The 13,155-nt window shown below is 70.9% G+C and carries 8 protein-coding genes and 1 pseudogene; 8 read left to right on the forward strand and 1 reads right to left on the reverse strand.

The annotated features are described in order from the left end of the window. Positions 1-493 precede the first annotated feature (493 nt). From ACFOY6_RS03260 to ACFOY6_RS03295, 8 genes are all read left to right on the forward strand, one after another. Positions 494-2,686 carry an amylo-alpha-1,6-glucosidase gene (locus ACFOY6_RS03260; RefSeq protein ID WP_379648924.1) on the forward strand — a complete coding sequence of 731 codons (2,193 nt, stop codon included), beginning with the start codon at positions 494-496 and terminating at the stop codon, positions 2,684-2,686. A 149-nt stretch (positions 2,687-2,835) separates the two neighbouring features. Then, positions 2,836-4,368 carry a phosphoric/sulfuric ester hydrolase PehA gene (gene pehA / locus ACFOY6_RS03265; RefSeq protein ID WP_379648926.1) on the forward strand — a complete coding sequence of 511 codons (1,533 nt, stop codon included), beginning with the start codon at positions 2,836-2,838 and terminating at the stop codon, positions 4,366-4,368. After that, on the forward strand, positions 4,365-6,002 hold the full coding sequence (locus ACFOY6_RS03270) for an ABC transporter substrate-binding protein (protein WP_379641308.1): 1,638 nt from the start codon (positions 4,365-4,367) through the stop codon (positions 6,000-6,002). The genes pehA and ACFOY6_RS03270 overlap by 4 nt, the downstream gene beginning before the upstream one ends. A 4-nt stretch (positions 6,003-6,006) precedes the next feature. Next, on the forward strand, positions 6,007-6,999 hold the full coding sequence (locus ACFOY6_RS03275; protein ID WP_379648928.1) for an ABC transporter ATP-binding protein: 993 nt from the start codon (positions 6,007-6,009) through the stop codon (positions 6,997-6,999). Further along, complete coding sequence (locus ACFOY6_RS03280) at positions 6,996-7,997, forward strand: ABC transporter ATP-binding protein (RefSeq protein ID WP_109517590.1); 1,002 nt, start codon at positions 6,996-6,998, stop codon at positions 7,995-7,997. The genes ACFOY6_RS03275 and ACFOY6_RS03280 overlap by 4 nt, the downstream gene beginning before the upstream one ends. Beyond that, positions 7,998-8,930: an ABC transporter permease gene (locus tag ACFOY6_RS03285; protein WP_109517591.1), complete on the forward strand. Its 933-nt coding sequence runs from the start codon at positions 7,998-8,000 to the stop codon at positions 8,928-8,930. It abuts the gene before it with no gap. Continuing rightward, the gene (locus ACFOY6_RS03290) at positions 8,930-9,814 is read left to right on the forward strand and encodes an ABC transporter permease (protein ID WP_109517592.1); all 885 of its coding nucleotides are present in this window, start codon (positions 8,930-8,932) and stop codon (positions 9,812-9,814) included. The genes ACFOY6_RS03285 and ACFOY6_RS03290 overlap by 1 nt, the downstream gene beginning before the upstream one ends. 211 nt (positions 9,815-10,025) lie before the next feature. Then, entirely contained in the window at positions 10,026-12,461 is a 2,436-nt protein-coding gene (locus ACFOY6_RS03295; RefSeq protein ID WP_379648932.1) for a recombinase, read from the forward strand. Positions 12,462-12,549: 88 nt separating this feature from the next. Here the strand turns inward: ACFOY6_RS03295 and ACFOY6_RS03300 are convergent. Beyond that, positions 12,550-12,751 (reverse strand): annotated as a pseudogene (locus ACFOY6_RS03300) (GTP-binding protein); the annotation flags it as partial. Between the last annotated feature and the right edge of the window lie 404 nt (positions 12,752-13,155).

Genomic DNA, 13,155 nt, shown 5'->3' on the forward strand with positions numbered 1-13,155 from the left:
GCGCCGGAGTGGGTTGAGGATACGCGGATGACGCCGCAGCCAGCTCCGCAGCCGGCCGGCGATGTCCGCGGAAGGGCGGCCTGGAACCAGCGGCAGAACCGGCCCCGAACCCGTGTCTTGTCGTGTTTGCACCATGCGATCGGCCGGTTATGGCAAGCGCCCCCGAGCGACGCAAATCATCTGCGCGACAGCGGAGGCCAGGAGCAGGACCACGTTTCTCCGGATATCCTGACATATTACGAAATATTTCGCTTTTTTTGGGCGTTAACCCGATATTTTTCAGGTCGCCGGCTGCTGGCCTCTCCGTCGCGCCCCTGCCGACCCGCCAGCCCGTTGCATCCGCCGGAAATCAGGTGGACGTGGCCCGTCGCCGTCTGGCGGCCACTTGACCAAGTGGTGACGGGTCCCAACGCATAAACAAGGCAACCGAGGCTGGAGGATCACCCCTGATGTTCGCCCGCACCCCGCCCCGTCGCCTTGCGGCCGGCACCTGATGGACCGCCCCATAGACATCTCCGCTCCCGGCGCACCCCATCCGGATGACGATGGCTTCCCCGTCGCGGCCACGGCCTCGTTGCAGGAAGGGCGCTCCACCACCCTGAAGCATGGCGACACCTTCGCCCTTTTCGACCATGCGGGCGACCTCGGCGGCGGCCCGGAAGGCCTCTACCACGACGACACGCGCCACCTGTCGCACCTCTCGCTGTGGCTGAACGGCGCACGGCCGCTGCTGCTGAGCGCCGCCGTGCAGGACGACAACGCCGCCCTCACCTGCGACCTGACGAACCCCGACCTGCCCGCCGGCGGCGAGCTGGAGGCGGTGCCGAACGACCTCCTGCACCTGCGCCGCAGCCGTTTCCTCTGGAAGGGGGCCTGCCACGAGCGCCTGTCGCTGCGGAATTTCGACGACCGTCCGCACCGCCTGCGGCTGGAGCTCCGCTTCGCCGCCGATTTCGCCGACCTGTTCGAGGCACGCGGCGCCCGGCGCGAGCGCCGTGGCACACTGCACGCGCCCCTGCAGGAGCGGGACCACGTCACCCTCTCCTACACCGGGCTGGATGCCCAGCGGCGCCAGACCGTGCTGCGCTTCGATCCCGCACCCAGCCGCCTGGAGGCGCAGCGGGCCATCTACGAGCTCACCCTGCCGCCGCGCACCCGGCAGGCGGTGTTCATCGAAATCGGCTGCAACCGCGAACCGGCGCCCTGCACGGCGCGGCAGGCCTTCGGCCTGGCGCTGCGCGAGGCGCGGCGGGCGCAGCGGCGCGACGCCACGCTGCGGGCCGGCCTCGACAGCAGCAACGACATCTTCAACGAGACGATGCGCCGCGCCGCGGCCGATCTCAGCATGCTGGTGACCGAGACGCCGGAGGGCCCATACCCCTATGCCGGCATCCCCTGGTACAGCACCGCCTTCGGGCGGGACGCGCTGATCGCCGCCTGGCACACCCTCTGGTACAGCCCCGCCCTGGCCTGCGGCGTGCTCCGCTTCCTGGCCGCCCATCAGGCGACGGAGGAAGACCCGGCGACCGATGCCGAGCCCGGCAAGATCCTGCATGAGACGCGGCAGGGCGAGATGGCGCTGCTCGGCGAGGTGCCGTTCCGCCGCTACTATGGCAGCGCCGACGCCACCCCGCTCTTCGTCATGCTGGCCGGCGCCTATCTCGACCGAACCGGCGACCTGGCCACGCTGCGCGTCCTGCGGCCGAACATCGAGGCGGCGCTGGGCTGGATCGACCGGCACGGCGACACGGACGGGGACGGCTTCGTCGAATACAGCCGCAAGCGGCCGGACGGGCTGCTGAACCAGGGCTGGAAGGACAGCCACGACGCCATCTTCCACGCCGATGGCCGGCTGGCGGAGGGGCCGATCGCGCTGGTGGAGCTGCAGGCCTATGTCTATGGCGCCTGGCGCGCCGCCGCCCGCATCTTCCGCCGCCTGGGCGACCCGCTCGCCGCCGAGGCACTGGACCGCCGCGCCGACGCGCTGCGCCTGGCCTTCGACGCCCGCTTCTGGGACGAGGAACTGGGCACCTACATCCTGGCGCTGGACGGGCGGAAGCAGCCCTGCCGGGTGCGCAGCTCCAATGCCGGGCACGCGCTGTTCGCCGGCATCGCCCTGCCGGAGCGCGCGGCGCGGGTGGCGCACACGCTGCTGGAGCCGGATTCCTTCTCCGGCTGGGGCATCCGCACCATCGCCGCCGGCCAGTCGCGCTACAACCCGATGAGCTACCACAACGGTTCCGTCTGGCCGCACGACAACGCGCTGGTGGCCGAGGGGCTGGCCCGCTACGGCTTCCGGCGGCAGGCGGCGAAGGTGTTCTCCGCCCTGTTCGACGCCGCCACCTATGTGGAGCTGCGCCGCCTGCCGGAGCTGTTCTGCGGCTTCCCGCGCCGCCGCGGCCAGGGGCCGACGCTCTACCCGGTGGCCTGCGCGCCGCAGGCCTGGGCGGCCACGGCACCCTTCGCCCTGCTGGGTGCCTGCCTGGGGCTCGGATTCGACGCCGAAGCCCACTGCATCCGCTTCGACCAGCCGGTGCTGCCGCGCTTCCTGGAAAGGCTGACCCTGCGCAGCCTCCGCCTGGGAGAAGGCCATCTGGACATCGCCTTCCACCGCGCGGGGGAGGAGGTGGGAATGCAGGTGCTGCACCGCTCCGGCGGGCTGCAGGCGGTGCTCCGCAGCGGCTGAAGCCAGGCCGCGCGGGCCGGGCCGGCCTCGTCGAGCGGGGCCGGCCGTTGCCGTCGAGTGTCACGACACTGCCATAACCCTGTCATCCGCCCGTCGCGGCACACAGCCTAAGCGCTCCGCCCGAAGAGTATGACGGGACGGATTGCCGCATGGCGCGACGGAAAAATGTTCTGCTGATCGTTGTGGACCAGTGGCGGGCGGATTTCGTGCCCGCGCTGGGGGCCGGATTCCTGCGGACGCCGAACCTGGACCGGCTGTGCCGGGAGGGCGTCACCTTCCGCAACCACGTGACCAACGCCGTGCCCTGCGGCCCGGCGCGCGCCAGCCTGCTCACCGGCCTCTATTTGATGAACCACCGGGCGGTGCAGAACACCGTGCCGCTGGATTCGCGCCACATGAACCTCGGCAAGGCGCTGCGGCATATCGGCTACGACCCGGCGCTGATCGGCTACACCACCTCCACCCCCGACCCGCGCACCACCGGCGCGCGCGACCCGCGCTTCACCACGCTGGGCGACCTGATGGAGGGCTTCCGCGCCGTCGGCGCCTTCGAGCCCAGCATGGACGGCTATTTCGGCTGGCTCGCCCAGAAGGGCTACGCCCTGCCCGAGAAGCGCGAGGACATCTGGCTGCCCGAGGGCGAGGACAGCGTGCCGGGTGCCACCGACCGCCCCTGCCGCATCCCGGCCGAGCTGTCGGACACCGCCTATTTCACCGAGCGCGCTCTGACCTACCTGAAGGGCAAGGGCGACAAGCCCTGGTTCCTGCATCTCGGCTACTGGCGGCCGCACCCGCCCTTCATCGCGCCTGCGCCCTACAACACCATGTACAGCCCGGCCGATATGCCGGCGCTGCACCGCCGCCCCACCTGGCAGGAGGAGGCGGCGCAGCACCCGCTGCTGGATTTCTACCTGCGCGGGATCAGCCAGGGCTCCTTCTTCCACGGCGCCGGCGGTGCCGCGAGCGCACTGGACGAGGCGGCCATCCGCACCATGCGCGCCACCTATGCCGGCCTGATCACCGAGGTGGACAACGCGCTGGGCGAGGTCTTCGACTATCTCGACGCGACGGGGCAGTGGGATGACACCATGGTCATCTTCACCTCCGACCATGGCGAGCAGCTCGGCGACCATTACCTGCTCGGCAAGATCGGCTACCACGACGAGAGCTTCCGCATTCCGCTGGTGGTGAAGGAAGCCGGTGCCTCGCCCCGCGCGGGCGAGATCGAGAGCGCCTTCACCGAGAGCGTCGACGTGCTGCCGACCATCCTGGAATGGCTCGGCGGCGAGGCGCCGCGCGCCTGCGACGGCCGCTCCATCCTGCCGCTGCTGCAGGACGGCCGGCCGGCCGACTGGCGGGAGCACCTGTTCTACGAATACGATTTCCGCGACGTGCATTATTCCAAGCCCGAGACCGCGCTCGGCCTCGGCCTGGACGATGCGTCGCTCTGCGTGGTGCAGGACGAGAACTGGAAATACGTCCATTTCTCCGGCCTGCCGCCGCTGCTCTTCGACCTGCAGCGCGACCCGCAGCAATTCGACAACCTGGCGAACGATCCCGCGCATGCCGCGGTCGTCGCCGAATACGCGCAGAAGGCGCTGTCGCACCGGATGCGGCACGCCGAGCGCACCCTGACGCATTTCCGCGCCACCCCGGGTGGCCTTGAGGAGCGCAATCCATGATGACGCCCCGCCGTTCCCTCCTGCTCGGCGCCGGTGGCGCGCTGGGTCTCTCGGCCCTGCCGCGCTTCGCCGTCGCGCAGGCCGACAACCGCCCGAGCATCGCCATCGCGGTGCAGAAGATCAGCAACAGCAACACGCTGGAAGTGCTGCGCGAGCAGTCCAATGTCGGCGAGCGCGTGCTGTTCTCCTCGCTGTGGGAAGGGCTGATCGGGCGCGACTGGCTGGGCGGCCTCGGCGCCGTGCCGGAGCTGGCGACCGAGTGGCGCCGCATCAGCGACCAGGTGGTGGAGCTGAAGCTCCGCCAGGGCGTGAAGTTCCACAATGGCGACGAGATGACCGCCGAGGACGTGGTCTTCACCTTCGGCCCCGAGCGCATGTTCGGCGACACCAACCCGACGGCGCAGGGCCGCACCATCAGCGTCTCGGGCGACCGCATCCCGACCCGCGCCGGGCGCGACCTGCCGGCGGAGGTGCCCGCCGTGGCGCGCCGCTCCTGGCCGGCGCTGGAGCGCGTCGAGATCGTCGACAAGTACACGGTGCGCTTCCACAACGCGACGCCGGACGTGACGCTGGAGGGCCGCCTCTCCCGCTACGGCAGCCAGATCATCAGCAAGCGCGGCTACATCGAGGCCGAGACTTGGTTCGAGTGGGCGCGCAAGCCCATCCTCACCGGCCCCTACAAGGTGGCCGAGTTCCGCCCGGACCAGCTGCTGCGCCTCGTCGCGCACGATGAATACTGGGGCGGCCGCCCGCCGCTGCGCGAGATCCGCTTCATCGAGGTGCCGGAGGTCTCGGCGCGCGTCAACATGCTGCGCTCGGGCGAGGTGCAGTTCGCCTGCGACATCCCGCCCGACCAGATCGGCGGCATCGAGGGCGACCGGCGCTTCGAGGTGCAGGGCGGCACCATCCTCAACCACCGCCTCACCGTCTTCGACAAGAACCACCCGCAGCTCGCCGATGCGCGCATCCGCCGCGCCTTCACCCACGCCATCGACCGCCAGGCGATCGTGGACAGCCTGTGGTCCGGCCGCACGGTCGTGCCGAAGGGGCTTCAGTGGGAATACTACGGCGACATGTTCGTCTCCGACTGGAGCGTGCCGAAGTATGACCCGGCCGAGGCGCAGCGCCTGCTGAAGGAGGCCGGCTACAAGGGCGACCCGATCCCCTACCGCCTGCTCAACAACTACTACACCAACCAGACGCCGACGGCGCAGGTGCTGGTGGAGATGTGGAAGCAGGTCGGCCTCAACGTGCAGATCGAGATGAAGGAGAACTGGTCGCAGATCCTCTCCCGCGAGCCGGGCCGGGCGGTGCGCGACTGGTCGAACAGCGCGCCCTTCAACGATCCCGTCTCCTCCATCGTCAACCAGCACGGGCCGAACGGCCAGCAGCAGCAGGTTGGCGAGTGGAGCAACGACGAGATGAACCGCCTCTCCGTCGAGCTGGAGACGAGCACGGACCGCGCCCGCCGCAAGCAGGTGTTCCGCCGCATGCTGGAGATCTGCGAGCGCGAGGACCCCGCCTACACCGTGCTGCACCAGAACGCGACCTTCACCGCCAAGCGGCGCGACATCGGCTGGAAGGCGGCGCCCGCCTTCGCGATGGACTTCCGCGCCGGCAACTGGAAGAGCTGAGGGCATGGCGGAGCCTCTCGTCGAGATCCGCGGCCTCACCGTCAGCTTCGACGGGCTGCCGGCGCTGCGCGGCGTCGACCTCGCCATCGGGCGGGGCGAGGCCGTGGCGCTGGTGGGCGAGTCCGGCTGCGGCAAGTCCGTCACCTGGCTGGCGGCGCTGGGCCTCCTGCCGGGCAAGGCGAGGGTCTCCGGCAGCGTGACGCTGGAGGGCGCCGAGCTGATCGGCGCCCCCGCCGCGGCGCTGGACCGTATCCGCGGCGGCCGCGTCGCCATGATCTTCCAGGACCCGGCGAGCAGCCTCAACCCGGTGCACCGCATCGGCAAGCAGATCATCGAGGCGCTGCGGCTGCACCGGGGCCTCTCCGGCGCCGCGGCGCGCGAGGAGGCGCGGCGGCTGCTCGACCAGGTCGGCATGCCGGATGCCCGGCGCCGGCTCGATGCCTTCCCGCACGAGCTTTCGGGCGGGCAGAACCAGCGCGTGATGATCGCCATGGCGCTGGCCGGCCGCCCCGAGTTGCTGGTGGCGGACGAGCCGACCACCGCGCTCGACGTCACCATCCAGGCGCAGATCCTGGAGCTTCTGGCGGAAATCCGGCGCGACACGGGCATGGCGCTGGTGCTGGTCAGCCACGATCTCGGCGTCGTCGCCGAGACCTGCGAGCGGGTCTGCGTCATGTATGCCGGGCGCATCGTCGAGGAGACGGCGGCGGAGCGGCTCTTCGCCGGCCCGGCCCACCCCTATGCGGAAGGGCTGCTGGCCGCGCTGCCGCCGATGGACGGGCCGCGCCGGCCGCTCGCCGCCATTCCCGGCGGCGTACCGGAGCCCTGGGCGATGCCGCGCGGCTGCGCCTTCGCGCCACGCTGCCCGCGCCGCGCCGCCGCCTGCGAGGCGGCGCCACCCCCCCTGGCCGAGGTGGCCCCTGATCACCGCGCCGCCTGCCTCTATCCCGGAGCCGCCGCCATGGTCTCCCCCGCGCCGGCGCTGATGCCGGCATGAGCGAATTGCTGAAGGCCGAAGGGCTGGTCCGCCGCTACACCATGCGGCGCGGCTGGCTCGGGCGGCCGGTCGAGGTGCGGGCGCTGGATGGCGTCTCCCTCACCCTGGAGCATGGGCGCACCCTGGGCCTGGTGGGCGAATCCGGCTGCGGCAAGTCCACCACCGGCCGCCTGGTGCTGGGGCTGGAGACGCCGGACGAGGGCCATGTCCGCTTCGAGGGCCAGCCCCTCCCGGCCCCCGGCACCGCCGAATGGCGCCGGCTGCGGGCACGGATGCAGATGGTCTACCAGGACCCGCTCGGCGCCATGGACCGGCGCCTGACGATCGGCGCCCAGGTGGCCGAGCCCTGGGCTATCCATGGCCGGGCCTCCTCGCCCGCGCAGGTGGCGGCGCTGTTGCAGAGCGTCGGGCTGCGGCCGGACCATGCGGCGCGCTACCCGCACGAGCTTTCGGGCGGCCAGCGGCAGCGCGCCGTGCTGGCCCGCGCCCTGGCCACCGACCCCGCCCTGCTGGTGTGCGACGAGCCGATCAGCGCGCTCGACGTCTCGATCCAGGCGCAGGTGATGAACCTGCTGGCCGAGATCCAGGCCGAGCGCGGCGTCTCGCTGCTGTTCATCAGCCATGATCTGCGCGCCGTGCGGCAGATGAGCCACCGGGTCGCGGTGATGTATCTCGGCCGCATCGTCGAGGAAGGCGAGCCGGACGCGGTGCTGCACGACCCGGCCCACCCCTATGCGCGGGCGCTGGTCTCGGCCATCCCGCATCCGCAGCGGCGGGGGCAGCGCATCGTGCTGCAGGGGGACCCGCCGAACCCGGCGGCGCGGCCCGCCGGCTGCGCCTTCCATCCCCGCTGCCCGGTGGCCAGCGCCCGCTGCGCCGCCGAGACCCCCGCGCTGAAGCCGCGCGCCGATGGCCGGCTGGTCGCCTGCCACGTGGCGCAGGGCGAGACCGCGCCCGGCACCGGCCTTTCCGAAACCACGCTTGCCAAGGCCGCCTGAATGCTGCGCTTCCTCAGCCTGCGCCTCGCGCGCGCCCTGCTGACCCTGGTGCTGGTGGTGACCTTCGCCTTCGTCGTACTGCGCCTCTCGGGCGACCCGGCGCTGCTCATCATGTCGGCCGACGCGCCGCCGGAGGCGATCGCCGCCTTCCGCCGCGCCTGGGGCCTCGATGACCCGCTCTGGGCGCAGTATCTCCGCTACTTCACCGCCATCTTCCAGGGCGACCTCGGCAATTCCATGCGCGACGGGCGCAGCGCGGTCAGCCTGGTGGGCGAGCGCATTCCCGCCACCCTGGCGCTCACCGTGCCGGCGCTGTTCATCAAGATCGGGCTCGGCATCCCGGCCGGGGTCTATGCCGCGCTGCACCGCAATTCCTGGGCCGACCGGGCGGTGATGCTGCTGGCCGTGGCCGGCTTCACGGTGCCCTCCTTCGTGCTCGGCCTGATGCTGGTGCTGCTGTTCGCGGTGCAGCTCGGCTGGCTGCCCTCGGGCGGGCAGGAAAGCTGGCGCCACGCTATCCTCCCCGTCATCACGCTGGGGCTGGGCGGCGCGGCGGTGCTGGCAAGGTTCACACGCTCCGCCATGCTGGAGGTGCTGGGCCAGCCCTACATGCGCACCGCGCTGGCCAAGGGCGTGCCCTGGCAGGTGGCGGTGCGCCGCCATGCCCTGCCCAACGCCGCCATCCCCACCGTCACCATCGTCGGCTTCATGATCGGCAGCCTGCTGGCCGGTGCGGTGGTGGTGGAGAGCGTCTTCTCCTGGCCCGGCGTGGGGCGGCTGCTGGTGGTGGCCGTCGCCAACCGGGACCTGGCGGTGGTGCAGGCCATCCTGCTGCTGGTCGCCGCCACCATGGTCACCGCCAACCTGGTGGTGGACCTGCTCTATGGCGTGCTGGACCCGCGGCTGCGGAACGGCGCGCGGGGGACCGCCTGATGTCCGACGCCACGATGGACCACGCCGCCGCGCCGGCGGTGGCCCCGCCGAAGCCGAAGCGCGCCGGGCTGCCGCCTCTCGTCATCTTCGCGCTGTGCTGGATCGCGCTGATGCTGGGCGTGGCGCTGCTGGCGGAGTGGATCACCCCCTACTCGATCACCGCGCTCGACCTGCGCAGCCGCCTCGCGCCGCCCGTCTTCATGGGCGGCACCTGGCTGCACCCGCTGGGCACGGACGAGCTGGGGCGGGACGTGCTGAGCCGCCTCATCGTCTCCATCCGCATCTCGCTGCTGATCGCCTTCGGCGCGGCGATGATCTCGGCGGCGCTGGGCGTGACGATGGGCTTCCTCGCCGCGCATTTCCGCGGCCTCGCCGAGCAGGCGGTGCTGGCGCTGGTAGATTTCCAGGCGGCCATGCCCTTCCTGATCCTGGCGCTCTCGGTGCTGGCCTTCTTCGGCAACTCGCTCACCCTGTTCGTCTGCCTGCTCGGGCTGCACGGGTGGGAACGCTACGCGCGCATCGCCCGCGGCCTGGCCGTCAGCGCGGGCGCGCAGGGCTATGCCGCGGCGGTGAAGCAGCTCGGCGCCACGCCCTGGCGGGTCTATGGCCGGCACGTGCTGCCCAACATCGCCTCCACCCTGATCGTCTCGATGACGCTGGCCTTCCCCGAGATCATCCTGCTGGAGAGCGGCCTCTCCTTCCTCGGGCTCGGCGTGCAGCCGCCGCAGACCTCGCTCGGTAACATGGTGGGCTACGGGCGGGAATATCTGACGCGGGCGCCCTGGATCCTGCTCTCGCCCTCGCTGGTGATCGTGCTGACCACCCTCTCCGTCTCCCTGCTGGGCGACTGGCTGCGGGACCGGCTGGACCCCACCCTGCGCTGAATCATTCCAGCCCCTTGCGCGGCCGGCCTCAGGCCCGGCGGAGGAAACTCCGCCGGGCCGTTGTTTTCATGGCGCTTCCTGAGGGCGTGAACTCACACCCCAGAAACCCTATTTAGTGTATAGCGGTTTTCGGTCATACCATATCTGGTGTGGCGCCTGAGACCGATTCGCAACTCGGGGCCGCCGCGAACAGTCTACCGGAGCCTTTCCCATGGATGGATTCAGCCAGCCGATTCACGCCCTCGCCCGGCCGCGCCCACAAGCGCGGATTCCGGGGGAGAGCTTTGGCGAGAAAGCACTGGCTGCCCGCCCGCTGGACAGGGGCATGGGACTGGCGGTCGGCCGCCGCACCGTGTTCCGCCCGGAGGACCAGGAGGATTTCGGCCGGGTGGCGGAGCGTGTCTCCACCGGCAATATCGGCCTGCTCGGCGCCGGCGGGGCGCTGGAGGTGGAGCGCGCCCGGCTGCGCAACGCCATCGCGACCGGGGCACTGCTCACCTCCGGCCGCCACCTCCAGCATGGCGATGCCGCGCAGCCCGGCCGCAACATGGAGGTGTTCACCAACTGCGCGACGGCCATCGCCTCCTTCGCCGAATTCTACCTGCTGCTGAACGGCTCCGGCGTCGGCCGCGCCTATGACGACGCGCTGATCACCACGGATTGGGGCCAGGCTCCCGCGCTCGGCCTCTATTTGGCCCCGGACCATGCCGACTATCCGCAGGACGCGGCGGCGCTGTGCCGCTTCGGCATCGAGCTGAACCTGCTGCCCTGGGGCACCGGCCCCGAGCAGTTCGGCCCCGAGGCCGAGGCCACGGTGCGCGGCTTCCTGGCCGAGACGCTGCTGCCCTCGCTGGACGGCCTCCCCGAAGGCGCCGTGCTGCACCGGGTGGAGGACAGCCGCGAGGGCTGGGCCAAGGCGATTGAGGTGCTGGAGGCCATGGCCTTCCGCGCCGAGCGCGGCCGCACCCTGGTGATCGACCTCTCGGGCATCCGCCCCGGCGGCAGCCCGATCAAGGGCATGCAGGGCCGCCCCTCCTCCGGCCCCATCTCGCTGCTGCGCGGGCTGATCAACATCCGCCGCCACGTTATCGAGCCGGCCCGGACGCGGGACCCGGAGGGTGAGGCGCTGCAGCCCTGGGAGCAGGCGCTGCTGGTCGATCACCACCTCTCGGTGGAGGTGCAGGTGGGCGGCGCCCGCCGCGCCGCGCGCATGGCCACCAAGTCCTGGCGCGACCCGGGCATCCGCCGCTTCATCCGCGCCAAGTCGGAGGGCGGGCTCTGGACGGCGAACCACTCCGTCATGGTGGACCGCGAGTTCTGGCAGCGCCTGCGCGAGGGCGACGGGGCGGACCCGCTCACCGCCCAGGCCCGCATGGTGTTCGAGGAGGTGACGGCCTGCGCCTACATCAATGGCGAGCCCGGCTTCATCAACGGCGACCTGCTGGAGGACCACCGCACCGGCAGCGCCTGGGACAAGCCGGTGCACGAGGATGGCCGCGACTTCCGCTCCGCCCGCTACCAGGTGGACGCCGCCGCCGGGCTGCTGGCCGAGGCATCCCGCCGCGCCGCACAGGCGCGCTTCCCCGTCACCACCAACCCCTGCGGCGAGATCACCCTGCATGTCACGGGCGGCTACTGCGTCATCGCCGATTTCGCGCCGCTGATGGCCTGCCCCGTGGGGTTCGAGCAGTTCCGCCCTGGCACGGCGCCGGAGGATGTGGCGCGGCTGTGGGACGAGCGGGTGGAGGATTCGGTCCGGCTCGGCGTGCGCTTCCTGATCCGCGCCAACCGGATGGATGCGCTCTATGGCGAGGAGGTCGCACGCACCAACCGCATCGGCATCGGCCCCACCGGGCTGCATGAATGGGCCTGGATGCGCTTCGGCCTCGGCTTCCAGGACCTGCTGGACGAGCGCCGCTCCGCCCCCTTCTGGCAGGCGCTGCGTCGGCTCTCGGATGCAGCCAAGCAGGAAGCGGCCGAGTACGCGGCCAGCCTCGGCATGGCTGATCCCGTGACGGTGACCACGGTGAAGCCCGCCGGCACCACCAGCAAGCTGTTCGGCCTGACCGAGGGCGCGCATCTCCCGGCGCGGCGGCAATATCTCCGCTGGGTGCAGTTCAAGGGCACGCGGGATGCGGCGGCCGGGGGCTGGGCGGTGGGTTCCGACCCCTTGCTGGCTGAGTACGAGGCGCGCGGCTACCCGCTGCGCGAGCTTCGCAGCTTTCCCGGCATGACCATCGTGGGCTTTCCCACCGTGCCGCTGGCGCAGCGCCTGGGCATGGACGAGGCGCTCGTCACCGCGCCCGAGGCAACACCGGAGGAGCAGTATCGCTGGCTGCAGCTGCTGGAGGCCTTCTGGATCGGCGCCGAGCGCGGCAACCAGGTGAGCTACACGCTGAAGGTCTACACCGACCGGCACGACCTGGAATCCTTCCGCGCCATGGTGCGCGAGCACCAGCCGCAGGTGCGCTGCTGTTCCGTGCTGCCGAGCCGGCCGGACAGTGAGCTGGGCTACGAGTATCTGCCCGAGGAGGAGGTCTCCACCGCCCGCTTCGCCGCAATGGTGGAAAACATCCACGACGGCGCGGTGCAGGAGGCGGTGGACTGGGCGCATCTGCAATGCGCCAGCGGTGTCTGCCCCATCTGAAGGCTTGCCCTTGGGAGGAGGAATCCTCCTCCCAAGGGCTCTAGCCCCAGCGTGAAGGCATCGGCCTCTACGCAATTCATTCAGCACGATAATCAAAGGTTATCGGGTCGCAGGCCATGACGCTGGTGCCGACAGAGAGGCCGCGTTCCTGCTTGACCCTGGTCCCATCGGAGCGGGTGCGGCGCCGGTTGCCTTTGGCGCGGACCTGCCCGGCACACTGGATCGCTCCCCCTTCCGAGCAGCAGCTTGCCTGTGAGTGTGGTCTTGCCCGCATCAGGGCGGGCGGCGATGGCAAAGGTTCACCGCCGCGAGGCCTCCGTCTCGGCTGCGGCCGAAATAAGCGTGGACATCGCGCCCCTGGTCAGGAGTGGAGAGCCGCTCGCGCTAACCCTTTTGTGGGTTGTGCGATGCGAGGAACTTGGATACTGGAATTGACCAATTCGACGGGAGATCGTCTCCCGGGAGCATTACCGAGCCCTCGCTGAGGCGGAGGCCATGCAACAAGGTCCAGCGATCAGTCCGATGTAGGTCTTCAGAGACCCATCACGAAGGCAAAGCCTTCGTTTCGAGACACCTTGCTGCCATCGGCAAGCGCGTTCTGTCGCGTATCTGCCCCCGATTCCACATGAGTTGCCGTGAGCGACGTTGAGCGTCGCCTCTCTGCCGCCGCGCGCCCCACCGGCGCCGCCTTGGA

The organism is Teichococcus aestuarii, from assembly GCF_042651065.1.
In the GTDB taxonomy this organism is placed as follows: domain Bacteria; phylum Pseudomonadota; class Alphaproteobacteria; order Acetobacterales; family Acetobacteraceae; genus Pseudoroseomonas; species Pseudoroseomonas aestuarii.